Origin of the sequence: Paenibacillus antri (assembly GCF_005765165.1) — a bacterium.
Lineage (GTDB): Bacteria > Bacillota > Bacilli > Paenibacillales > YIM-B00363 > Paenibacillus_AE > Paenibacillus_AE antri.
This window is the reverse complement of sequence record NZ_VCIW01000024.1, coordinates 1-24,403: the sequence shown is the minus strand read 5'-3', so window position 1 is coordinate 24,403 and position 24,403 is coordinate 1. Positions and strand designations below refer to the sequence as shown.

17 protein-coding genes are annotated in these 24,403 nt (G+C 58.9%); 10 read left to right on the top strand and 7 right to left on the bottom strand.

Features of this window, described 5'->3' with window-relative positions:
* Positions 1-29 precede the first annotated feature (29 nt).
* A complete protein-coding gene (locus tag FE782_RS26930; protein ID WP_238392673.1) occupies positions 30-1,001 on the bottom strand; it encodes a superoxide dismutase in 972 nt (323 codons plus the stop codon).
* A gap of 57 nt (positions 1,002-1,058) precedes the next feature.
* The gene (locus FE782_RS26925) at positions 1,059-1,937 is read right to left on the bottom strand and encodes a LysR family transcriptional regulator (RefSeq protein WP_138197462.1); all 879 of its coding nucleotides are present in this window, start codon (positions 1,935-1,937) and stop codon (positions 1,059-1,061) included.
* 108 nt (positions 1,938-2,045) lie between these two features.
* Here FE782_RS26925 and zwf point away from each other — a divergent pair, with 108 nt between their 5' ends.
* Together zwf and tkt are read left to right on the top strand one after the other, a co-directional pair.
* Positions 2,046-3,566 carry a glucose-6-phosphate dehydrogenase gene (zwf, locus tag FE782_RS26920; RefSeq protein ID WP_138197461.1) on the top strand — a complete coding sequence of 507 codons (1,521 nt, stop codon included), beginning with the start codon at positions 2,046-2,048 and terminating at the stop codon, positions 3,564-3,566.
* A complete protein-coding gene (gene tkt / locus FE782_RS26915) occupies positions 3,544-5,541 on the top strand; it encodes a transketolase (RefSeq protein ID WP_138197460.1) in 1,998 nt (665 codons plus the stop codon). The genes zwf and tkt overlap by 23 nt, the downstream gene beginning before the upstream one ends.
* A gap of 250 nt (positions 5,542-5,791) precedes the next feature.
* Here tkt and FE782_RS26910 read toward each other — a convergent pair whose 3' ends face one another.
* The 4 genes from FE782_RS26910 to FE782_RS26895 form a co-directional block, all read right to left on the bottom strand.
* A complete protein-coding gene (locus FE782_RS26910) occupies positions 5,792-6,250 on the bottom strand; it encodes a hypothetical protein (protein ID WP_202914620.1) in 459 nt (152 codons plus the stop codon).
* 103 nt (positions 6,251-6,353) lie between these two features.
* Positions 6,354-8,186 carry an ABC transporter substrate-binding protein gene (locus tag FE782_RS26905; protein ID WP_138197459.1) on the bottom strand — a complete coding sequence of 611 codons (1,833 nt, stop codon included), beginning with the start codon at positions 8,184-8,186 and terminating at the stop codon, positions 6,354-6,356.
* Between the two features lie 120 nt (positions 8,187-8,306).
* Positions 8,307-9,815, bottom strand: coding sequence for an ABC transporter permease (locus FE782_RS26900; protein ID WP_138197458.1), 1,509 nt, complete (start codon positions 9,813-9,815; stop codon positions 8,307-8,309).
* Positions 9,816-9,828: 13 nt separating this feature from the next.
* A complete protein-coding gene (locus FE782_RS26895) occupies positions 9,829-11,271 on the bottom strand; it encodes an ABC transporter permease (RefSeq protein WP_439116460.1) in 1,443 nt (480 codons plus the stop codon).
* 190 nt (positions 11,272-11,461) lie between these two features.
* Between FE782_RS26895 and FE782_RS26890 the strand changes: the two genes are divergently transcribed.
* The 6 genes from FE782_RS26890 to FE782_RS26865 all read left to right on the top strand — a co-directional run bounded on the left by FE782_RS26890 (position 11,462) and on the right by FE782_RS26865 (position 20,324).
* Complete coding sequence (locus FE782_RS26890; protein WP_138197457.1) at positions 11,462-13,198, top strand: ABC transporter ATP-binding protein; 1,737 nt, start codon at positions 11,462-11,464, stop codon at positions 13,196-13,198.
* Between the two features lie 219 nt (positions 13,199-13,417).
* A complete protein-coding gene (locus FE782_RS26885; RefSeq protein WP_158299569.1) occupies positions 13,418-15,649 on the top strand; it encodes a helix-turn-helix domain-containing protein in 2,232 nt (743 codons plus the stop codon).
* A gap of 226 nt (positions 15,650-15,875) precedes the next feature.
* On the top strand, positions 15,876-16,820 hold the full coding sequence (locus FE782_RS26880) for an ABC transporter permease (protein ID WP_238392672.1): 945 nt from the start codon (positions 15,876-15,878) through the stop codon (positions 16,818-16,820).
* 12 nt (positions 16,821-16,832) lie between these two features.
* Positions 16,833-17,717: a carbohydrate ABC transporter permease gene (locus FE782_RS26875; protein WP_138197455.1), complete on the top strand. Its 885-nt coding sequence runs from the start codon at positions 16,833-16,835 to the stop codon at positions 17,715-17,717.
* Positions 17,718-17,752: 35 nt separating this feature from the next.
* Positions 17,753-19,402, top strand: a complete 1,650-nt coding sequence (locus FE782_RS26870) for an extracellular solute-binding protein (RefSeq protein ID WP_138197454.1) — start codon at positions 17,753-17,755, stop codon at positions 19,400-19,402.
* Entirely contained in the window at positions 19,359-20,324 is a 966-nt protein-coding gene (locus tag FE782_RS26865; protein WP_138197453.1) for a sugar phosphate isomerase/epimerase family protein, read from the top strand. Before FE782_RS26870 ends, FE782_RS26865 begins: the two co-directional genes overlap by 44 nt.
* A 129-nt stretch (positions 20,325-20,453) precedes the next feature.
* On the opposite strand, the gene FE782_RS26860 is transcribed toward FE782_RS26865, so the two are convergent.
* The gene (locus tag FE782_RS26860) at positions 20,454-20,999 is read right to left on the bottom strand and encodes a hypothetical protein (protein WP_138197452.1); all 546 of its coding nucleotides are present in this window, start codon (positions 20,997-20,999) and stop codon (positions 20,454-20,456) included.
* Positions 21,000-21,357: 358 nt separating this feature from the next.
* On the opposite strand from FE782_RS26860, the gene FE782_RS26855 reads away from it, so the two are divergent.
* Both FE782_RS26855 and FE782_RS26850 read left to right on the top strand, forming a co-directional pair.
* Positions 21,358-22,815 carry an arylsulfatase gene (locus FE782_RS26855; RefSeq protein WP_238392671.1) on the top strand — a complete coding sequence of 486 codons (1,458 nt, stop codon included), beginning with the start codon at positions 21,358-21,360 and terminating at the stop codon, positions 22,813-22,815.
* Between the two features lie 140 nt (positions 22,816-22,955).
* The gene (locus FE782_RS26850; RefSeq protein WP_138197450.1) at positions 22,956-24,128 is read left to right on the top strand and encodes an alanyl-tRNA editing protein; all 1,173 of its coding nucleotides are present in this window, start codon (positions 22,956-22,958) and stop codon (positions 24,126-24,128) included.
* Positions 24,129-24,403: the final 275 nt, after the last annotated feature.

Sequence of the window (24,403 nt, the reverse complement as noted above, 5' to 3'; positions counted from 1 at the left end):
TTTTCGCCATGTTTCGACGAGGACGACGATCAATACGGCTTCCAGCGCAATTGGCGGGCTTGATCGTACCGTCGTTCGACGTCTTCCCAATTCACGACGTTCCACCAAGCTTCGATATACGATTTGCGATCGTTATGATATTTCAAATAGTAAGCATGTTCCCATACGTCGAGGACAAGCAGCGGAACGACGTCCCATTGGGAGAGATTCTGATGCTTCTCCGCTTGAAGAATTTCCAGCCGGTGCGAACGGGGGGACCAGACGAGAATCGCCCAGCCGACGCCTTCCGCCTTCTCCGCGGCTGCCGAGAAGTGGGCTTTGAATTTGTCGAAGCCGCCGAAATCCGCATCGATCCGCCCTCGGAGGCCGCCGCCTCGGGACGGCTCCCCGCCGCCTTCCGGCGACATGTTGTTCCAAAAGATCGTGTGAAGGTAATGCCCGGCTCCGTGAAACGCGGCTTCGCGCTCCCAATGGAGAATGAGGTCGTAGTCCCCTGTCCTCCGAGCCTCTTCCATCTTTTTCTCCGCCCGGTTTAATCCGTCCACGTACGCTTGATGATGTTTGTCGTGATGGAGCCGCATCGTCTGTTCGTCGATATACGGCTCCAATGCATCGTAATCGTACGGAAGAGGAGGCAGCGTGTGCCCCCCGATCGGCACCGGTTTCGGCGCGACCGGCCCGCCGGGGGACGCAGCTTGCCCGGACGGATACGCGTCTAGAAATTGGGTGTAGCCCTCGTTCAATAAGTATGCTTCCTGCAGCAGAGAGCTCACGGCCGCAGGCGGGATCGAGGCCGGGTACGTATTCAACATGCTTTTCGCCTTTTGCTCCAGCAGCCGCAGCTTGCCGAGCCACTGTTCCAACTCTTGACTTCGATCGTCGGACAACGCCGCGGACGACCGCATTCCGGAAACATATTCGCCGCCTCTCGAACACCAATTCGCGACGCTTCGGCACGTCCGAACCGGATCGTACCGGGTATACCCATAGGCATTCCTCAACTTTGTTCCGCTCCCCTCATCCTACTGAAATACCCTATGCGGGTATTCGCCCGGAGGTTAACGAATCAATTCGATGAACGCGCTTGCCGCGCGGGACAACGGCATGTTCCGCATCGTCATGATGCCTACGTGAGACGGGGGGATCGGCACGTCGAGGCGGACTTCGAATAGCGACCCTTCCTCCAGCTCCTTCGATACGAACTCTCGCGTTACATACGATATCCCGAGCCCCCTCCGGGCGAACTCGATGAGCAGGTCGACGCTGCCGACCTCGATCTCCGGCTTGATCGTGTACCCGTAGTGGTGGAACAATTCCGTGATCGCCATGCGCGCGCGGCTGTTCCGGGAAAACAGGATGATCGAATGCTGCAGCAGCTCCGGCAATGAGAGCGTCCGGTCTTTTAATTCGGCGTAACGGGCCCCCGCCACGAAGCAATCCTGCAATTGAAAGCTTTCCTTCACTTCCAGCTGCGGTTCGACGATCGGCATGCGGACGACCCCCAAGTCGATCCGGCCTTCCTTCAAGAACGTGATGACCTCCGGCGTCGTCCCATGGTTCAGGTGCAGCTTCACGCCGGGATGCTGTTCGTGGAATTGTTCCAGGTGCGGAAGCAAGTAGTGCTTGAACAGCGAGTCGCTCCCGCCGATGCGCAGATCGCCGCTCTCCAGATTTTTCAACGCCGCCATCTTCTCCTCGGCCAACGCGATGAGAATATGCGATTGCTCGATGTACGAATATAATACGCTTCCCTCCTGCGTCAGCTCGACCCCCTGCGACGTGCGGGTAAACAACGCGACGCCGAAGCTTTGCTCCAGCTGTTTAATGGCATGGCTTACGCTCGGCTGCGTCAGGAACAGCGCCTTAGCGGCTTGAGACAAGCTTCCCGTCTTGGCCGCCCAATAGAACACCTTGTACAGCTCATGATTGACACCCATAGATGTAGTCTATATCTCCTCTGAAATATATTCATTACTTGTATATCCGGTAATTGTATTATAGTAGAACCACAACTATGAAACTAGTGGCCTGAAGGGGGATGCAAGATGGAACCGACGACGATGATTTTGTTCGGGGCGACGGGCGATTTGGCCAAACGGAAAATATATCCCGCCCTTTTTAACTTGTTCTTGGGCGGCAAGCTGCCGCGCGGATTTTCCGTGTTCGGGCTAGGTCGCAGGGAATGGTCGGACGACGTCTTCCGATCGAACGTCGAGCAAGCCGTCCGACAGTTTTCCAGACGCAAGCCGATGGATCCCGATCGGGGACTGGCCGATTTCCTGGGGCTGTTCCGGTACAATGTGCTGGAAATCGACCGCGAGAGCGACTACCGGGAGCTGCTCAGCGTCGTCGAACGGCGGGAAGCGGCGCAAAGCCTTCCGCCGAACCGGTTGTTTTATTTGTCCGTCGGCCCCGAGCATTTCGAGACGATCGCGCTCAACATTCAATCCAGCGGACTCGGCTCCGCGAACGGTTGGAAGCGGCTCGTAATCGAGAAGCCGTTCGGGCATGACCTGCAATCGGCGCGGGAGCTGAATCGGGTGTTGAACCATGCCTTCGCCGAAGAAGAAATTTACCGCATCGATCATTATCTCGGCAAGCCGGTCGTACAGCAGTTGAAGGCGCTCCAGCAGGCCAATCCGGTGCTCCAGGCGTTATGGTCTCACCGCTACATCGCCAATGTGCAAATATCGGCCGGCGAAGCGGACGGCGTCGGCCTGCGTGCCGGATACTACGACCATATCGGCGCGCTGCGGGACATGTTCCAAAACCATCTGCTGCAGCTGTTGATGACGGCCGCGATCCAACTGTCGCAGGACAGCGGTCCGGAAGAGGTACGTTGGAAAAAGAGGAACGTAATGGAAGCGGTGGACCTGCTCCAGAAGGAAGACGTTCGCGCTCGCGTCGTCCGCGGTCAATACGCGGCGGGCCGCGTCGACGGCCAAGACGTGGTCGGGTATACGCGGGAGCCGGGCATCGCGCCGGACTCTCGGACGGAAACGTTCGTAGCCGCTCGACTCCATATCGATAACAACGCTTGGCGCGGCGTTCCGTTCTACCTTCGCACAGGCAAGCGGATGAAAGAAAAGTCTACTAGAATCGTAGTCGAGTTTAAGGAGCCGCTTCGACCGAAGTCCGTGGGCGGCGTCGCGCCGAATCTGCTCATTATCGAGATCGGGCCGAACGAAGGCATCTCGCTTCAGTTCAACGCGACGGAGCACGGCCCGAACGGGGGCTTCAAGCCGGTTCGGATCGAACTTCATCGGAACCCCGAAGACTCGCCGGAGTCGTACGAGAATTTGATCGGCGACGCCCTCGAAGGAGACGCTACGTACTTCGCGCATTGGGACGAAATCGAGTTGTCCTGGCGTTGGGTTCAACCGGTGCTGGACGCGTTCGAGGAGGAGCTCGTTCCGCTGCACTATTATGAGGCCGGCACGTACGGTCCCGACGCATCCGACGCGCTGCTCGCCGAAGACGGAAACTCCTGGTGGCTGGACGATAGAGAGGAACGAACATCCGAAACGAAAGAAGGAGAACGATATGCCTTATACGCAAACCATTAATCGACTCACGGTCGATACGATCCGCACGCTGTCGATCGACGCGGTCAATGCCGCCAATTCCGGTCACCCGGGGCTGCCGATGGGAGCGGCGCCGATGGCGTTCGCGCTCTGGTCCGACCATCTGAATCATCACCCGGGAAATAGTAAGTGGTTTAACCGGGATCGATTCGTGTTGTCGGCGGGGCACGGCTCCGCCCTCTTGTACAGCCTCCTTCATCTGTCGGGCTATCAAGTGTCGATCGAGGATTTGAAGGCGTTCCGCAAGCTGAACAGCCGAACGCCGGGACATCCCGAATACGGGCATACGGACGGGGTCGAGGCGACGACGGGGCCTCTGGGTCAAGGCGTCGCGATGGCCGTCGGGATGGCGATGGCCGAAGCGCATCTCGCCGCGAAGTACAATCGGGACGGGTTCCCGGTCGTCGATCATTACACGTACGCGCTCGTCGGGGACGGCTGCTTGATGGAAGGCATCTCGTACGAAGCGATGTCGATGGCAGGACATATGAAGCTTGGAAAATTAATCGTGCTTTACGATTCTAACGATATTTCGCTGGACGGCGCGCTGAACCTAAGCTTCGGCGAGGACGTGCGGAAGCGGGCGGAATCCGCGAACTGGCACTACTTGCGAGTGGAAGACGGCAACGATACGGAAGCGATCTCGGCGGCGATCGGGGAGGCGAAGCGGCACGATTCGCAGCCGACGATCATCGAGGTGCGCACGATCATCGGGTACGGCAGCAAAGCGCAGGGCACGAACAAGGTGCACGGCAACCCGTTGGGCAAGGAAGAAGCCAAGGCGACCAAGGAGACATACGGCTGGGCGTACGAAGATGAATTTACGGTGCCGGAGGAAGTCCGGGCGTATTTCGAGCGGTTGAAGGAAGAGGGGGCGGCCAAGGAACAAGCGTGGAACCGGCTGTTCGCCGACTATACGGCGAAGTTTCCCTCGGAGAGCCGCGAGCTCGCCGAGGCGGTCGAAGGCGCCGCGTCCATCGCGGCCTCTGACATCCTTACGTTCGACGCTTCGAAGGCGATCTCGACCCGGGTCGCCAGCGGGGAAGCGATCAATCATTACTTGAACATCGTTCCGTCCCTCTTCGGCGGCAGCGCGGACCTGTCGCATTCGACGATGACGGACATGAAGGGCGAGCGTACGTACGCGGTCGAGTCCTATGCCGGGCGTAACGTCTACTTCGGCGTGCGCGAGCATGCGATGGGCGCCGCGGGAAGCGGGATGGCGCTGCACGGAGGCGTCAAGCCGTTCGTCAGCACGTTCTTCGTCTTCAGCGATTACTTGCGCCCAGCCATTCGGTTGGCCGCGCTGCAGAAGCTGCCCGTCATCTACGTGTTCACCCATGATTCCATCGCGGTCGGGGAGGACGGCCCGACGCACGAGCCGGTGGAGCATCTGGCCGCGCTGCGTACGATCCCAGGTCTGACGGTCATTCGTCCGTCCGACGCCAACGAGACGGCAAGCGCCTGGGCGTACGCGCTCGAGCGGAAGGAAGGACCGGTCGCGCTCATTTTGAGCAGACAAAACTTGCCCGTGTTCGAAGCGACGAGAGGCAATCGCGAGCAAGTCGCTAAGGGCGGCTACGTCCTGACGGAGACGAACGATACGCCGGAGCTCCTCCTGATCGCAACCGGCTCGGAGGTGTCCTTGGCCGTCGACGCGAAGGCGGAGCTCGAGAAGGAAGGCGTCTCCGTCCGCGTCGTGGCGATGCCGAGCCGGGAGCTGTTCGATCGGCAATCGGCGGACTACAGGCGCAGCGTTCTTCCCGATGCGGTCGAGAAGCGCATTACGATCGAAGCGGGCATCTCCCTCGGGTGGGAGAAGTACGCGGGAACCGCAGGCGCCGTGTTATCGATCGATACGTTCGGCGCTTCGGGACCCGGCGGGGCAGTGATGGAATCCTTCGGCTTCTCCGTCGACAATGTCGTTCGCGTGAGCAAAGAGGTATTAACTCGATAAAGAGCCGATGATGACCGAAGCGGGTCCCCCTGCGCGCGAGCGCCGCAGGGGGGCCCGCTTCGCGTTCAATCCCCGATTTCCGCCTCCTGAGCGCCGTACTTCTTCTTGTATTCGCCACTTGCACGGCGGGCCAAGTTGGGACTGTCGCTGGAGGAAGGGTAAGTCCAGTCTTCCGCCGAGGGGATCGAAAACAAGGGGCCGATCCCGCAAGTAGATTCGAGTCTACTTGCGGAACGGCCCCTTGATTCCGTTAGATCCGATGCATCGGCTCGATTCCGGTCAGCACGCGTCCGTCCGCGTCCGGCGTCGGATCGGCGACCGAAAGCTTCCACCCGGTGGAAAGCATCGATACCACCCGTCGGGTCTCCTCGGCAGACAGCGGAACGACGACTGCTTCTGCGCCCGGCTCGAGCACGAGTTCGGCGTCCCGGCGGAGCGCGACGGCGATCCAGCTGTGAATGCCGCGAAGCGTGTTGTACTTCACGCGGTAGCCGCGCCGGACCGCTTGCTCGAGCGTATCGGCGTGCTCCCGAGCGTACGCGATGAGATCTGCGTAGTCGAATTGGAATTTGCTTTCGTCCTTCGGCAGATCGCCCTCCTGGATTTTTCGAAGGAGTTCTTCGTTCGACCAACCGTAACGTTTCAGCGATTCCAGCAAGAGCGCATGCCATTGCGGCAGCGTAGTTTCCGGATGAATCGGTTCGTTCATCATCTTTCACTCCTTGTTCGATTCGAATGCGGCGCGGGATAAGAAGAGACTGCCTTCGCCGTTGTGTCGCGGCGGAAGGCAGCCTTCTTTTCGTCGGAATCGCTTATTTGCCGGCTTTGTATGCGTCCAAGAATTGTTTCACTTTCGCCGGATCGGCGGTCAGCTCCAGACCGGTCTGCACCAACGGGCTGAGCGTCGAGACGGCTTTGAATTTATTACCGCTGTAGTAAGCGAGAATCTCGTCCTGATTGATGGAGTAGAGGACGGCTTTCCGCAAATCGGCGCTTTCCGCGACCGGGCGGTTCGCCGTGTTGAACAGCAAGTACGATACGGCGTTGCTCGGGATCGTCTGCAGGAACAGCTTGCTGTCGCCGCGGACGACGTCGTATTTCGTCTCGGATACGCCGTAATACAGATGAATTTCGCCGCTGCGGAGCGCGGACAGGGAGCTGTCTGCGTCTTTAATGAAGCGGACGTTGATATTGTTGATTTTCGGCTCGTGCTTCGTGCCCTTCATGTAAGCCGGGTTCTTATAGAAGACCGCTTCGTAATCGTTCTTGTACGACAAGATGTACGGACCGCTCGTATACAACGTGTTGTTGTATGCCGGGCCTTCGGTAACCGTGTTCTGGTCGCCGTACGGAATGTCCTTGTTTACGTCGAACTTCGCGACGTCGTACGTGTTGATGCTTTCGACTTGTTTTTTCGACACGATGCCCGCGGATTGGTGCGCCAGGTAGTTCAGCACTTGCGGGAACGGCTTCGTCGTCGTCATCTTGACGACTTGGTATTTGCCCGACTTGCTGTCGGATTGCGTCTTGTCGGCGACGAGCTCGGCGATGTTCGCCGGGAGACCTAGCTCCAGCGCGGCTTTCACGGTTTGGTCGCTGCCGGATACCTTCGTCGCTTCGAGGGCGGCTACGTCCGCGACGAGCTCGACGCTCTGAATGTGCTCGTGAAGCGTGTACGTCCGGTGGTCCGGTACGGAATCTTTGTTATGCGCGCGCTCGAGCGAGAAGATAACGTCGTCCGCGCCGACGCGTTCGCCGGTATCGACGGCCAGCTTATCCTTAATCGCAGCGAAGTTGATATCGTCGCGCAAGATGAAGTAGTAGTCCGAGTTGCCTTCCGCGATCGCATGGTTGAAAGACAAGGAGCCTTCCGACGTGATCTTGTCGTCGTCCGTCAGATTGACGAGACGCACGTACTGGTTCGTGTTGATGATGTTAATCGAGCCGTCGTTGCCCTTGATCGGATCGAGGGACGTGAGCGTCGGCATCGTCGATTGGAGCAGGAGCGGTTCGGCGCCGTTCTTCGACGCGTCCTTGAAGCTGATTTCTTCCCAAGGGAGCGAACGGGATTTCGAAATGCGAACGGTGTCCTTGTTCAGGACGTCCTGATTGAACGCTTGCGCCTTCAAAGAATTGTATAACGGCGCGATATAGGCCTTATCGAACACGAGCTGCTGCTCGAATTGCTTGTACGTCTCCGTATACTGATCCGGCGTTTGGTTCGAAGCCGAATCGATCAGCGCGTCGATCTCCGCATCCGCGAGGATGCTGTAGTCGCCGCCGGTCTTGAACAAGGAGCGAACCGCGTAATCCGGGTTGCCGGTCACCGTCGTCCAGCTGGACAACGCGATGTCGAAGTTGCCGGCGTCTTGCTGCGACTTGAAGCTGCCGTAGTCCGGTTGGATGTTCAGCTTGACGTTGAAGCCGTTCTTCGTGAGCTGGTCGCGCACGATGTTCAGATCGGCTTCGTTAGAGCTCATGCCGAGAAGCTCGATATCGACGGGAGTGCCGTCGACGACGGCTTCCGTCTCTTGCGCGGGCTCGGGCGTCTCCGTCGCTTCGTCTTTGGTGGTGACGTTGCAGGCGCCAAGCACGATCGATAAGCTGAGCAGCAACAACGCGGAAAATTTGCCTTTGGTTCTCATTGCCTTCTCCTCCAATAGGTAAATATATTTTTATTTAAACTCACATTCAATCATCGATCATTCATGTTTGGCAACGTAGAAGCGATGGAATATGAATGAGGTTTCGAAAGTTCCGAGCGGCTAGTCCAGCTTCGGATCGAGCGCGTCGCGCAAACCGTCGCCGAGAAAATTAAACGACAGCACGAGCAAAATAATCGCGAGCCCCGGATAGACGGCCGTAAACGCGTGCGTCTCGAGATAGGCGCTGCCCAGCTTCAAGATGTTGCCCCATTCCGGAATATGCGGCTCGACGCCGAGTCCCAGATAGCTTAAGCTGCTGGTCGAGATGACCGCGGTGCCGATCGTCAGCGTCGACTTCACGATCATCGGGGCGATCGAATTCGGGAGGATATGCTTGAAAAGAATCGTCAGATCGCCGACCCCGAACGCCCGCGCCGCCTGAACGTATTCCAACGTCGAGACGAGCAGAACGTTCGCCCGCATCGTTCGGGCATACGTCGGAATCGCGCCGACGCTAAGGGCCAATATAAGGTTTACGGTGCTGGCGCCGAACGCCGCGATGATGGCGATGGCCAGCAGAATGCCGGGAATGGCGTATAAAATATCGAGCGCCCGCATGATGACGTTGTCCGTATGGCGGCCGTAGTAGCCCGAGACGGCGCCTAGGAGCCCCCCGATAACGAGTGGGATGATCGTCGAGGCGAGTCCCACCGCGAGCGAGATCCGCGCCCCGAAGACGATACGCGAGAACAAGTCTCTGCCGAAGTTGTCCGTGCCGAACGGATACGCCAAGCTGACCGGCTGCAAAATGTTCCCGTAGTCGTTCTCGACCGCCATGCCGTAATCGAACGTGAGATAACTGGTGATCGACATCGTCAGCAGAAACAGGATGAACAACAACCCCAGCATCGATGTCGAGCTGCGAGACAGCCGATCGACGACTTCGCCCAGCTTCGAGCCGGAGGAGAAGCCCTCGTCCCGGAGCCGCGCGAGCAACAGCAGCCCGAGGAAGAGCGCGAACAAATTGCCGGACGCGGCCGTCAGGATCAGGACGACGGCGACGACCCCCATCCAGCGCGGAAGCGCGGCGCGGCCTCCGAATTTCGCGACCAGCAGCAAAGCGACGAGTTGAATCGCGGCCGCGACGATCAGTAGAAACATCCCCAACAGGAACGTGTTGGCCACGTACGGCTTAAATAAATTGAGCGCCGACACGGCGAAGACGAGCAAGGTCGTCAGCAGCGTGTATACAGCAAGCGTGTACACCGCGGTTTTCTCGCGCTTCGCCAATTGGAACGCGGCGGCGGCGACGAAGACGTTGCCCGCGAGGAGGCTCAGCATAAGCGCGTATCCGAGCGAACGGGTCGTCCTCGAGATGGCGCCGGACCGAATCAAATCGCGCCGGATGAGTCCCCATACGGCAAGCTGCAGACCGCCGAATAAGAAGTAAGCGACGCTCGCGGCGAGCGCGACCGGCTGGAACGTTCCTTCTTCGAAGCGATAGGCGTTCAGAAGGAAGAGGAGCGCCAAAGCCAAACTGACGACGCCGGCGAAGCTCGCTTGACCGTATTCGGCACTCGACTTCAGCTTGAACCGGATTTCATGCGTGGTTAGTGTAGTCGGAATCACGGCAGCACCTGCTTTAGTATTGTTTCATCTTGGAACGAATTCTTGGATCGAAGAACGCGTACAGCAAATCGACGAGTACGTTCACGATCGAAATCGTGATCGCGGTATAGACGACGCCCCCCATAATGGCGGGGATGTCGGGAATGAACTGCTTATCCACGATATAACTTCCGATGCCGCTGATGTTGAACACCTTCTCCGTGACGGCGGCGCCTCCCAGCATGCCTCCGAACTGCAGTCCGATGACGGTCACGATCGGAATGAGCGCGTTGCCTACGGCGTGCTTCCATAACACGCTGCGGCTCGATAGCCCCTTCGCCTTAGCGGTGATAATGTAATCCTCGTGAATGACTTCGAGCGTCGACGAACGCGTCATCCGCGCGACGGCCGCCGTCAGCCCCGTGCCGAGAACGACGATCGGCATGATCGCCGACAGCCAGTTCGCCGGATTGTACGTCGCGGGAAGCCAGTGCAGCTTGATCGAGAAATTCAAAATGAAGATCAAGCCTTGCCAGAAGTTCGGAATCGACAATCCGAGCAGCGCGATGAACATGAACGTATAGTCGAAGAACGAATTCGGGCGCGTCGCGGAGACGATGCCGATCGGCAGAGCGATCAAGATCGCGATGAGCGTCGAGATCGCCGTCAGCGTGACCGTCACCGGAAATTTATTGGCGATCGACGCGGTCACGTTCTCGTTCCCGGCGAAGGAGCTGCCGAGATCGAACGTCAGGATGCCCTTGATCGTATTCCACAATTGCACCAAATACGGCTGATCCAAACCGTAGATGCGATTGAAGTTGGCGATCTGCTCGGCCGTCGCGGTTTCCCCTAAGATGTTGGCCGCCGGATTCATCGGGGAAATATAGAGAATCGTGAAGACGAGGAACGCTACTCCGAAAATGACGAGTACGGCCATCATCAAACGTTCGGCGACGTACTTCAAATACGCGTTGGCGTAGATGCCCATAAGGAGATACATCGGCAAGCCGAGCGCCAGCGAGACCGCGAAGAAAGCGGGATGCCGGAGCAGCCGGCGGAACGTCTCGTCCAGCCCCGCCCCGTTCGAGCCTTCTTCCGCTTGCCGCAGCTCCAGGCGTTCCCGCACCGCGGCGTCGAATTTCTTGGACGCGATCCGTTCGGCTTCGCGGCGGATGCGTTCGGCGTCAGCGGCTTGACCGAAGAAGCGGTGCTTCCGGCGCAGCTGCTCCGCGGCTTCCTCGACGAGAGTTTCCCGTAAGCCGGATTGCAGCAGTTGGGCTCTCGTTTCCGCGGCGCGACGAGCGTAGCCGGATTTGGACTTCCGAAGAAGATGCATCGCATACACGATGACGGTGACCGGCGCCCCAGATAACAAAAGGAGCAGGCGATAGGTCGGGTGAAGTAACATTTTGCGGTATATGGCGGACAAGCGGTCCGAATACCCGGTTCCGGCGGCGTTGGCGTACCCTATCAAGCGAGTCGGCTCCTTGCTTTTATAGAATGAATTAATTTGTATTATTCCGATAGGTTTAGTATACTTTAATTTGAGACATTTGAAAAGTCAAGCTTCCTCTATGAAACGGGTTTCGTAGAAAAAGTATCTCGTAAACAATTAAACACCGTTATATTATATCATTAAGTATCATATCAGGTCAGGTGAATCCATGGACACTTTATTAAAAGTTGACGGGTTATCCGTTTCGTTCTTCGCGCGCGACGCGGAAGTCCAAGCCGTACGCAACGTCAGCTTCGAGGTCGGGAGAGGGGAGACGCTCGGCATCGTCGGGGAATCCGGCAGCGGCAAGAGCGTCACCGCGAGAACGATCATGCGGCTGCTTCCTTCGCCTCCCTCGATGGTGAAGAGCGGCGAGGTTTGGTTTCAAGGACGAAATCTTCTCGAGAAGAGCGATGCGGAGATGGAGGACATTCGCGGCCGGGAGATCGGAATGATCTTCCAGGATCCGATGTCGTCTCTCAATCCGACGATGCGGATCGGCCGGCAGATCGAAGAGAGCTTGATCAAGCACCAGAAGCTTACCGCATCCGAAGCTCGCCGGGAAGCGATAGAGATGTTAAAGCTGGTCGGCATTTCGAACCCCGAGGCAAGGTACGCCCAATATCCGCATGAATTTTCCGGGGGGATGCGGCAGCGGGTCATGATCGCGATCGCTTTGGCTTGCCGTCCGGCGCTGCTCATCGCCGACGAGCCGACGACTTCGCTCGACGTCACGATCCAAGCGCAAATTTTGCACCAGATGAAGGAAATTCAGCGCCGACTAGGCACCTCCATCATCTTGATTACGCACGATCTCGGCGTCGTCGCGGGCATGTGCGACCGCGTCGTCGTCATGAAGGACGGCGAAGTCGTCGAGACGGGCGCGACCGAGCGGATTTTCGCCGACCCGCAGGATCCGTATACGGTTAAGCTGCTGAACGCGCTGCCGCGGCTCGACGAGAAGAAGAAGCCGAAGCTCAAGCCGGCGTATGTCCGAAGCGAAGACGACGTGCCGCTGCTTCAGGTCCGCTCCTTGCGTCAACATTTCGACCTCGGCAAGGGACAGCTCGTCAAAGCGGTCGACGGGGTCAGCTTCGACCTCCGGGCGGGAGAGACGCTGGGCGTCGTCGGCGAATCGGGGAGCGGCAAGTCGACGACAGGACGGACGATCCTGCGCCTGCACGAAGCGACCGGCGGCGAGGTGCTGTTCAAGGGCATCCCGCTGCAGCAGCTGAACCGCGCCGAGATGAAGAAGATGCGGCGTCATATGGGCATGATTTTCCAAGATCCGTACTCCTCCCTCAATCCTAGACTTCGCGTCGCCGACATCATCGGCGAAGCGCTCGACGTGCACGGAATGGCGCTCGGCAAGCGGGAGCGGATGCGGCGCGTGGCGGAATTGCTGGAGATGGTCGGCTTGAACGAGTCGCATGCGATGCGGTATCCGCACGAGTTTTCCGGCGGTCAGCGGCAGCGGATCGGCATCGCGCGCACGTTGGCCGTCGAACCCGAATTGATCGTGTGCGACGAGCCGCTGTCGGCGCTCGACGTGTCGATCCAAGCGCAGATCGTGAAGCTGCTGGAGGAGCTCCAGCAGCGGCTCGGGCTGACGTATTTGTTCATCGCCCACGACCTGTCGATGGTCAAGCATATCAGCGACCGCGTGGCGGTCATGTATAAGGGGAAAATCGTAGAGCTGGCGGAGAGCGAGGAGCTGTATTCGAATCCGATTCATGCGTATACGAAATCGCTGCTCGCGGCGATTCCGGTTCCCGACCCCGGCATCGAATCGCGGAAGCGACATGTTCCTCAAACCGAAGCGATGCAGTCGGATCCGTACGGACTCGGGCGCTCCTCCTTCGTCGAATGGTCGAAAGGCCATTGGGTAGCGGTAGCGAACGACTGAAGTTTAACGCATAGCCCGAACCGCGAGCGCCCCCTCGCGGCGGGCTTTTTTTAACGTCTGACCAATTAACAAGATGTTTGCAACGAGGACCTCTTTTTTTATCCAGGCACGCTGTTCAGCGTCTTTTACATTCAGTCAACAATCCGTTAATCCCACGCTGATTCAGGAATGGTACAATACTTCTGGACAAGCCACATGGTTTGGAAAGGGTGTGTGATCATGAAGCTGAAAGCAGCAGTCCCCATCTTCTACAAATATGTCGCCTCGTTCGTGGCCGTCCTGCTCGCGCCGATTTTGTTCCTCGGGATTTCCGGTTACGAGCAGACGGTGAATCTGATCCACGACGAAGTGACCGTCAGCCACCAGAACCGCATTCTCCAATGGCAAGAACAGGTCGACGCCAAGCTGATCCAGATGAACAAGATCGCCGTGGAGGTCGCGGCGAACCCCGAATTGACGCCGTACGCGCTTGAACGCAGTTTTTATCAGGCGTACCGGGCGAAAGCGCTGCTGAATTACAAAATGGCGAACGAGTTTGTGCACGAGATGCTCCTGTATATTCGCGGCGGCGATTATTTATATTCCTCTGTAAGCACTTACAAGACGCAACGCTTCATTAACGAAATTTACCGCTACCGGGATTGGGACGAAGCGCAGTTTCGGCAAGCGATCGAAGCCGCGTCGAGACCGGCGTTTCGGCCGGCGGAAGAGGTCCGTCTTCGGAACGATCGGACCCGGTTGGTGACCTACCTCGTGCCCATTCCCTTCATGAGCAACAACCCGTACGGAACGTTACTGTTTCTCATTCCCGAAGACGCGCTGCTGCCGCCGGAGCGGACCGATCGAAGCGGCAATACGGTTGTCCTCGACCGGAACGGCAACGTCGTCGCGTCGCTGAAGCCTGCCGGCGGCTTGCCGGACGCGGCAGAGCTGCTTCCGGACGCGGCGGGGCCGAGCTTACATATTCGTTCCGTCGACGGGACGGACCATTATATATCGCATATTCGTTCCAAGTTGACGGGGTGGACGTATGTGACGATGCTTCCGGTCGCCGAGGTGATGAAACCCGTTCATGAGATGCGCGACCGTTGGCTTCTCAACTTGATGCTGATCGTGCTGATCGGCGGACTGATCATTTACGGCTTGGTTTATGTCAATTACCACCCGATCCGCGAGCTCGTGCGGTGGGCGGACGCGCGCTGGGGCTTGTCCGACCGTAAAGCCGACGAGCTCGATACGGTTCGATCGCTGATCGATCGGATGGGGCAGTCGAACCGGGAGCTCGGGCAGAAGCTGCAGAACAATCGATCCGCGATTCAGGAGCATCTGCTCTTGCAGGTGCTCAGGGGGGAGGTTTCGGACGTTTCGGCGTTCAACGAGCGGGGAAGGGAATACGGCGTATCGTTCTCCCATCCTCGGTTTTTGGTCATCATGTTCGACTTGGCGGCGGAACGGGCGGCGGCGCACAAAGCGACGCTCCGCAGCCTCGTGGCCGAGAACGCGTCGGAACAGATCGAAGCGTACGGGAAAGACGATCTGGACGACCGCCGCATTCCGTTCCTCATGTCGACGGCGCTGGACGACGGCGAGCTTGCCGCTTGGGTGGAGGAGCTGCACCGGTCGCTGCGCGACGAGCGCGGCATCGCGGCCACCGTCGGCGTCGGAAACGCGTATCCGGACATCGAACGGATCGGCAAGTCGTACCTCGAGGCGTCGACGGCGGCGGATTTCAAGTTGATCCGGGGGAACGGAAAAATCATCCGTTTCCAGGACGTGTCGGAAAGCGAATCGGGCGCCGTTTCGTATCCGACGCAGGAACTGCAGCGGCTCGAGACGCTGATCCGGCAGGGCGACGCCGAACGAATCGCCGACGTGCTCGGCGGCATCGCGGCGGCGATCCGCGACCGGAGCGCGACGCTGTTCGCGGCGCGCTGTCTCTGTTTCGACATCGTCAACACGGTGTTGAAGACGATGGCGGAGATGAACGCCTTGCCCGGGGCGACGGAACGATTGCCGAACGTATTGTCGCTGATGCGCTTCGACACGGTGGAGGAACTTACCGAACGGGTGATGGCGGCATGCATCGACTTATGCAGGCTGATCGAACTGGGGAAGGCCGAAGCGCCGCTGATCGCGCCGATGCTGGCGTATATCGAGGAACGATTCGCCGATCCCGAATTTTCCGTCCGCCAGCTGGCCGAACGATTTTCACTGTCCGAATCGTACGTCAGCAGGTACGTGAAGGAACAGACGGGGAAGAACGTCTCCGAACACGTGAACCGGTTGCGGGTCGAACGGGCCAAGCAGCTGCTCGCCCGGGACGACCGTCCGTTAAAGGACATCGTCGAACAAGTGGGCTATTACGACGCCTCCAGCTTTATTCGCACCTTCAAGCGGTCCGTCGGGGTGACGCCGGGCGAATTTAGGCGGCTGTACAAACAAGCAGAGTAAAGACAGACGCGGCACATCGGTTCAGATTCGACCGATGCGCCGCGTCGCCGTAATTGTCAGAATCCGCATACGTTAAGCAGTATCGGCCGATAGGCAAGCCTCGACGCGATCCGCTATGCTTCGGATGTCGGCGTCGGAGGGCCGCGCATGGCTCGACCGACGGCAATCGGCGACATCTCATCAGCGAGGAAAGGAGAGGGATCGTATCGTAAGCGGCCAAGTCCGGGTGAAGACGGACCGGAACGCGCGAAGCGTACGAGGCAACGTTCGGAAGCTCGGCAGGAAGGTGGCGGCGAGTTATGAGCTATATTTGTTTCTGCTGCCGACGCTGCTCTATTTTATCGTGTTCCATTATATTCCGATGTACGGCGTTCAAATCGCCTTCAAGCGATTTATCGCCGCGGAGGGCATCGCGGGCAGTCCTTGGGCCGGTTTGGAGCATTTCGAGCGTTTTTTTCAATCGTTCCAGTTTTGGACGCTTCTGCGTAACACGCTGGGATTGAGCCTCTACGAGCTTCTGATCGCGTTTCCGGCGCCGATCGCGTTGGCGTTGCTCATCAATCAGCTCGCTTCGGAACGTTTCAAAAAATTCGTGCAGACGGTCACGTACGCGCCGCATTTCATCTCCGTCGTCGTCATCGTCGGAATGTTGAACTTGTTTTTGTCCCCGCGGAACGGACTTGTCAATCAGATTATCGGGATGTTCGGCGGGACATCGGTCTTTTTCATGGCCGACCCCGATTGGTTCAAGACGATCTTCGTCTTCTCGGGCGTCTGGCAGAACGCAGGCTGGTCGACGATCATCTATTTGGCGGCGCTGACGGCGGTCAATCCGGAGCTGCACGAAGCAGCCGTCGTCGACGGCGCTTCGAAATGGCAGCGCGTCCGGCATATCGATCTGCCCGGCATCGCGCCGACCGTCGTCATCCTGTTGATCTTGACCGTCGGCAGCTTCATGACCGTCGGATACGAAAAGGTGTATTTAATGCAAAATCAGCTCAACATCGACTCGTCGGAAATCATTCAGACCTACGTGTACAAGGTCGGTTTGCTGGATGCCCAGTACAGCTATTCGGCGGCGATCGGATTGTTTAATTCCGCGATCAACTTCGCGCTGCTCGTCGCGGTGAACGGATGGGCCCGGCGGATGAAGCAAGCGAGCTTGTGGTAGGGAGGTGCCGCGATGTTAACCCGGAGCCGCTCGGACCGATGGTTCGACGCCGCGAATTATTGTATCTTGACGCTGCTGCTGTCGGCGGTTCTGTACCCGTTGTACTTTGTCGTCATCGCTTCCGTCAGCGACCCGGACTTCGTGAACGCGGGGCGGGTATGGTTGTACCCGCGCGGGATGACGTTCGAAGGCTACGAGCGCATCTTCGGCGACGAAGCGGTCGGGTACGGCTATCGGAATTCTTTGCTGTACACCGTCGTCGGAACCGCCATCAACGTCGCGCTGACGTTGACGGGCGGATACGCGTTGTCCCGGCGCGACTTGCCCGGCCGCACCTTGTTTACGTTCGCGATCGTGTTCACGATGTTTTTCGGCGGAGGGCTGATCCCGACCTATTTGCTCGTCAAGGAGCTGGGCATGGTCAATACGATGTGGGCGATGGTCGTCCCGAACGCCGTCTCCGCCTTCAACATCGTCGTCGCCAGAACGTTCTTCCAAAGCACGATTCCGAAGGAGCTGCTGGAAGCGGCCGCGGTGGACGGCTGTCCGAACACGTTGTTTTTCTTGCGCATCGCGTTGCCGCTGTCGATGCCGATCGTAGCCGTCTTGACGCTGTTCAGCGCGGTGGGGCATTGGAACTCCTATTTTCAGGCATTGATCTACCTGAACCGGGACGAGCTGATGCCGCTGCAGATCGTCCTGCGCAACCTGTTGATCGCCAGCGAGGTGTCGGACGGCATGACGTCGGACATGGCATCATCCGCCGATCAGCAGCGGATCGTGGAGGTCATGAAATTCGGCATGATCGTCGTGGCGAGCCTCCCGGTGCTGGCGCTGTACCCATTCCTGCAAAAGTACTTCGTCAAAGGCGTCATGATCGGTTCGTTGAAAGGCTGATAGATTAGAAATTCGAACGGAGGGCTTTGGATACGATGTATACTCGAAATCGCAATCGCGCCGCGGCCGGCTTCGCGCTGGCGACGACGCTGCTGTTGTCCGCCTGCGCGACGGAGTCCGGCACCGAGGGCGGGACCGGCGGGAACGACGCCGCCGGCGCGACCGCCGAACCGACTCCTTCGGCTTCGCCGACACCGGCTGGATTCCGCCCGAGCGGCTACCCGATCGTCGACGACAAGCTGACGCTGCACTTCGCCGGCGCCAAAGGCGCGGTATCCAAGGACTTTGGAGAACTGCCCTTCTTCCGGCAGTACGAAGAAGCGACGAACGTCCATATCGAATGGAGCATGAACCCGGATTCGAGCTGGAACGAAAAGAAAAACCTCATCTTCGCCAGCGGCGATCTGCCGGACGCTTTCTACGGCCATCATATCCTGTCCGGCGAGGACGTGTTGAAATACGGAACGCAGGGGCTGCTGATCCCGCTGGAGGACCTGATCGACCAGTATGCGCCGAATTTGAAGAAGGTGTTCGAAGCCAATCCCAGCTTCCGCCAAGAGTTGACCGCGCCGGACGGACATATTTATGCGCTGCCGACGATCGACGAGGGCTACCCGGATTCCCGCGACGCCTTGTTCATTAACCGGAAGTGGCTCGATCGGCTCGGACTGTCCGTGCCGACGACGACGGAGGAATTTTACGAGGCGTTGAAGGCGTTTCGGGACAACGATATGAACGGCAACGGCGACGCCGGCGACGAAATTCCGTTTTCGTTCTTCGGCCACCAAAATTACGGCATCTATTCGTTTTTCGGCGCCTTCGGCATGACGGACCGGCCGAATCATATCGGAATGGACGGGGATCGGGTGTTGTACACCGCGGCGCAGCCCTCCTACAAGGAGGGGATCCAGTATTTGCACCGGCTCTACGCGGAGGGCCTCGTCGATGTCGAGAGTTTGACGCATGACAAGAACGTTTATTTCTCGAAAATCAAGGAGTCGCTCGTCGGCGTATTTATCGGGTGGGACCATTACGACGTCTTCGGCACGGAACCGCACGATTACGAAGTGATGCTCCCGCTCAAGGGGCCGGAAGGCCATCAGCTCTGGAACCGGTACCCGGTCGGCCTCTTGAGCAAGGGCGCGTTCGCGATCACGTCCGCAAACGAGCACCCCGAGGTCACGATGCGCTGGATCGACCGCAGCTATGACCCGATGGTCGGACTGGAGGCGGTGGAAGGCCCGGTCGGCATCAACCTCCTCGTGCATCCGGACGGCACGATCGAAAACACCCCGGCGCCGGAAGGCATGAACGCGAACGAGTTCCGGCACTCTACGGCGCCCGCCTCGAAGTCGGTGTTCATCCGCACGTCGGAATTGGCGGAGAAGCGGGTGCAGCAGACGGTGCCCGGCAGCCTGACGAAGTCGGAGATCGACAAGCTGTACCAGCCGTATTTGATACCGGACATATACCCCGACCTGTTCTTCACGGCGGAGGAAAACGATGAGCGCATCCGGTACTTTACCGACATCGACGCGTACGTCAACAAGATGCACGCCAAGTGGATCATCGACGGGAACATCGAGAGCGAATGGGACGAATACATGGACACGCTGAACCGGATGGGGCTCGACAAGATGCTTGCCATCTATCAAGCCGCTTACGATCGCTTCAGCAGCCAATAACACAGGAACGATCGGCGGCGCCGCGGCGCCGCCGCGATTCGTCGGGAGGCGCGAAGTGAAGCTTTCATTGAACACGAGCTATTTGGGGGATACGGGCCGGGAGGAGCATTGCCTGCGGAGCATCAAGGCGGCGGGCTTCGACAGCATTCAGTGGATTCACGATTGGAACGGCGACTATATGTATGCGCCGTCCGAGATCGAGCAAATCGCCGACTGGCTGTCGACATACGGGCTCGTCATGGGCGATTTGCATGCGAGCAAGGGGATCCGGAAGGACTATATGTCTTTCAACGAGTACGAGCGGAAAGCCGGAGTCGAACTGATCGAAAATCGCGTCGATCTGGCCGCCCGCTGCGGCGCCCGCGTTATCGTCCTGCACATGCCGATTCCGACGGCGTTGTGGAATTCGCCGCGTCTGGACGACCTGTACGGCCGCGTGTTTCGTTCGCTGGACGAGCTTCGTCCCTATTGTATCGGCAAGGACGTCAGGATCGCAGTCGAAAATTTGGTACAGACGGACTACCGGAAGGAAACGGAGCAGTTCGAGAGGCTGTTCGAGCGGTACGACGCCGAATTCCTCGGATTGTGCTACGATTCCGGTCATGCCAATTGCGCTTTTCGGGGGACGGGGGAGAGCGTCGGGTTTCTAGAGCGCTTCGCCGATCGGCTGCTGAGCGTGCATCTGACGGATAATGACGGCCGCGGCGACGCGCACTGGGTGCCGTTCTCCGGCTCGGTCGATTGGTCGGGGATCGCCCGGGTTCTGGTCGATACCGGCTATGACGGATACGTCACGCTGGAATCGGTATTGCGTCGAAGCGGCTTGGAAGACGAAGCGATTTACCTGGAAGAATGTTTCGCGAGAGCCGAACGGTTCCGCGAGCTGGCGGAGCGGGTTCGGCGAAGCGGATCCGCGCCGTAGAAGGAACAGCCCAAGCCCGCCTGTCGGACAGTCGGCTTGGGCTGCTCCGTTTTCGAGGCATTCGAGAGTGCGAAATAAAACTGGCATATATTCGTTTTCCGATTCGGTTTCATTCGCAATCACTCCCGTTCATCGCTGCAAGTTCATTCGCTTCTGAATCTTCGCCAGCTCCGTCATCCACCGCTTCGACCGCTCCTCGTAGTCCGACATGGCTCGTTCGTCGTTCCTCGCCTTCGCTTCCGTGTATCTTGTCAACGCCAGGTCGATGCAGCCTAACAAGGTTTCCTTGCGGAGCGACAGCTCGAACCGCAGATCGTCGGTCGCGGTCGACGCGAAGGCTTTCCCATCCTTATAAATCGTAGCGACGATCACGCCCTTGCGGAACGTATGCTTCTCGCCGCTTAAGCCGGATGCGACGATGCACGCGTCCATCATCTCGACGATGGCGGGGTCGGCGGGAGCGAGCCTCCAATTATGCAGCTGCAGCCGATGCTTAGCGCCGATACGCTGCAGCGTAAGCGCGTACCGGTCATTCCGGCCCCAGATCGTATAGGAGAGCGCGTTCGGCCCGAACGTTCGGTCCACGCGGTACGTTTCGTCCAACGCGGAGAGATAACGTTCGAATCCTTGAATCGTAATCTCCCCGGATACATTGCGATAGATAACGACTTCCAAGCGGTATCAACTCCCCTCCTCCGTGTTTACTATCTTTGTATTAGCTTCGAACCGGGAAGGTGAATGCCGTTTCCGAGAGGAAATGCTTGCCACAGAGACATATGACGAGGGGAACCGTCGCGGACGATCGGGGAAGAGCGGACTTTCTTTCGAACCGATATAAACTTGCCGAACCGAGATCGCGAAGCGTCCGCCTTCGTGCCGTCGCCGGGCGCGACATGATGCGGGAATGGGATTTTCCTTTTCTAAAAAATGGGCGCGGCCGGATCCGGCGACGAGACGTTGCGTTTCTATATACTCGTGCCCTGAACGGTGTGCTACGATGAAAGCGAAGGAAAACTTTGGGGGGGGACGGGCCTTGAAGCCGAATTTGTTATTGATCACCGTGGACCAGATGCGTTTCGATTGCTTAAGCGTTCTAAACCATCCGATCGTGGAAACCCCGAATCTGGACGCGCTCGCGGCAAGAGGCGTTCTGTTTACGAGCGCTTACTCTTCGACGCCGGTATGCATTCCCGCGAGAGCCGGCATCATGACGGGCATGGGCCAGCGCTCGCACGGAAGAGTCGGTTACGCCGACGGCGTTCCGTGGACGTATGACCATATGCTCGCCGGCGAGCTCGCGAAGGATGGCTACCACACGCAATGCGTCGGGAAGATGCACGTCTATCCGACTCGCAATCTATGCGGATTCCATAACGTCGTATTGCACGACGGCTATTTGCATCATAACCGGAAGACGTCGACTTCGTTCGGGGAGCACTTCGACCGATGCGACGATTACTTGCCTTGGCTTCGCCGCATGGCGGGCCCGGACGCCGATCTGCCCGATCACGGGCTGGATTGCAACGCTTCTACAATGGCGCGCCCGTGGCATCTGGACGAAGGGCTGCATCCGACGAATTGGACCGTAACGGAATCGATCGATTTCCTGCGGCGAAGAGATCCCGGGAAGCCCTTCTTCCTCTGGACTTCGTTCGTTCGGCCGCATTCGCCGCTCGATCCGCCGCAGGCGTATTTCGATATGTATAAAGACGCGGACATGCCGGAGCCGCCGATCGGCGATTGGGCGGACGAAGCCGCCGCGGAGCGCGGCCGGTTCGACCCGACGACGATCGTCGGGAAGCTGCCGAAGCGCCGACTCGACCGGGCGAGAGCGGGGTATTACGCGCTCATTACGCATATCGACGATCAAATCGGCAGGCTTCTGAACGCCATACAGGAACACGGGGAGCTGCAAAACACGCTGATCGTGTTTACCTCCGATCACGGGGAGCTGATGGGCGACCATCATTTGTTTCGGAAGGGGCTCCCGTACGAAGGCAGCGCGAAAATTCCGTTCCTCGTCTGCGACCCCGGCGGGAAGCTCGGTCTCGAGGCGGGAAGCCGGGTAGAGGCGCCGATCGAGCTTCGGGACGTCATGCCGACGCTTCTCGATGCCGCGGGAGCGCCCGTTCCCGAGACGGTGGAGGGACGAAGCTTGCTGCCGCTCTGCAGAGGAGAAGCGGCGGACTGGCGAAATTACGTGCATGGGGAACTGGCGATGGGCGAGTGGTCCAACCAATTCCTCACGAACGGCAAGGCGAAGTATATTTGGTTTTCGCAGTCGGGCAAGGAGCAATTTTTCGATTTGGAACGAGATCCCGAGGAACGGACGGACCTCGCGCGGCGCCCGGAACGGGCGGAGGAGCTCGCCGCGTGGAGAGAAGCGCTCGTCCGCGAGCTGGAAGGGCGCGAGGAAGGCTTCGTCGCGAACGGCAAGCTCGTCGCGGGCCGCCCTGTAACGCCGGTCCTACGTCATCTCCGGCGCGGCTGATGCGGAAGGCGTCCCTTCGAGAGTTGCCATCGCCGGCGGCAGCTCGTTCGGGCCTTTATCTTTGCGTACTTATCGGTTTGTGTTAGAATGCGGACGACGAACGACAATATCTTGGTCGAAGAACGGTGGTTCCGAAAGCGATGACGAAGAGACTCTATTACGACACCGCCTACTTGACGGAGTGGGAGACGCGCATAACGAAGACGCTGCAACGAGAAGACGGGTGGTACGTCGCGCTTGCGGAGAGCGCCTTCTATCCTCACGGCGGCGGGCAGCCCTGCGATTACGGGACGATCGACGGCATTCCCGTCTTGGACGTCATCAGCGAGGAAGACGAAGTGCTGCACAAGGTGGAGCGCCTGCCCGAAGAGGCTGCGGCCGTGTGCCGCATCGATTGGCGGCGCCGGTTCGACCATATGCAGCAGCATAGCGGCCAGCATTTGTTGTCGGCGACGTGCCTTAAGCTGTACGGCGCGATGACGGTGAGCTTCCATCTGGGCGCGGACAGCGCGACGATCGACGTGGAACGCTCGGAACTGTCTCCGGAGCGATTGGCCGCGCTGGAGCGGGAGGCGAACGAGGCCGTCTTCCGGAATCTCGCGATTTCCAGCTACGTCGTATCCGCGGAAGCGGCTTCCCGGCTGCCGCTCGTTAAGCCGCCGAAGGTGACGGGAGACGTCCGAATCGTGGAAATCGAAGGCATAGAATACAACGCTTGCGGCGGCACGCATGTATCGGCGACGGGCGGCATCGGGCTGATCAAGCTGCTTCGCGCCGAGAAGCAGAAGGGCAACACGCGCATTACGTTCAAGTGCGGCTTCCGCGCGTTGGAGGAATTCAACGACGGCGCGGCGATCTTAGGCCGGCTGTCCGCGAAATTCAACGCCGGGAAGGACGCCATTCTCGATCGCTTCGCGAAGTGGGAAGAAGAGCAGCGGCAGCTTCAGAAGGAGCTGGCCGAGCTGAAGGAGCAGCGCGACGCGTACGTCGCCCGCGAGCTGCTGGAACGGCGGGACAACGGCGCGATCGCGGTCGCGTTCGAGGAGAAGCCGCTGAAGGAATTGCAGGGCTTGGCGGGCAAAGTCGCGGCGATGACCGACGTTCCGGTGTTGCTTGCGGATCGAGCGGGGTTCAAAGTCGTCCTCGCGCATGGCGGACGGTTCGGTCTCGCGTGCGGCGACTTCGTCAAGGAGCATGCGGGAGCGTATCGCGGCAAGGGCGGGGGCAGCGACACATTGGCGCAGGCCGGGTTCGCGAGGTGGGACGAGGCGGCGGCGTTTTTCGAGTTCGCGAAGCGGACGTTCAGAGCGTAAAGGGAAAAGGCATGGCGCATCCGAGGATGCGCCATGCCTTTTTTTCGCGCGTTGCGTCGGTCGCGAGCCCGGGTGGCGGAATAGTCGGAGAAAGTCCGACTACAGCGCCGGGAACGGGCCCGGGAGGCGAGATAGTCGGAGAAATGGACCTCCGTCAAGAAAGTGGACACAAGTTTTATGAAAAAATCTCTTAAGCCGTAAATTGTGCGGCAAAACGAACCGGCGACAAATATCCCAGCGACCCATGGATTCGTTTCCGGTTATAGAAGAATTCA

Bases quoted from the DNA above. Each gene is read 5' to 3' on its own strand.
- FE782_RS26925 (WP_138197462.1), bottom strand. From the start codon at position 1,937: ATGGGTGTCAATCATGAGCTGTACAAGGTGTTCTATTGGGCGGCCAAG.
- zwf (WP_138197461.1), top strand. From the start codon at position 2,046: ATGGAACCGACGACGATGATTTTGTTCGGGGCGACGGGCGATTTGGCC.
- tkt (WP_138197460.1), top strand. From the start codon at position 3,544: ATGCCTTATACGCAAACCATTAATCGACTCACGGTCGATACGATCCGC.
- FE782_RS26910 (WP_202914620.1), bottom strand. From the start codon at position 6,250: ATGAACGAACCGATTCATCCGGAAACTACGCTGCCGCAATGGCATGCG.
- FE782_RS26905 (WP_138197459.1), bottom strand. From the start codon at position 8,186: ATGAGAACCAAAGGCAAATTTTCCGCGTTGTTGCTGCTCAGCTTATCG.
- FE782_RS26890 (WP_138197457.1), top strand. From the start codon at position 11,462: ATGGACACTTTATTAAAAGTTGACGGGTTATCCGTTTCGTTCTTCGCG.
- FE782_RS26885 (WP_158299569.1), top strand. From the start codon at position 13,418: ATGAAGCTGAAAGCAGCAGTCCCCATCTTCTACAAATATGTCGCCTCG.
- FE782_RS26875 (WP_138197455.1), top strand. From the start codon at position 16,833: ATGTTAACCCGGAGCCGCTCGGACCGATGGTTCGACGCCGCGAATTAT.
- FE782_RS26870 (WP_138197454.1), top strand. From the start codon at position 17,753: ATGTATACTCGAAATCGCAATCGCGCCGCGGCCGGCTTCGCGCTGGCG.
- FE782_RS26850 (WP_138197450.1), top strand. From the start codon at position 22,956: ATGACGAAGAGACTCTATTACGACACCGCCTACTTGACGGAGTGGGAG.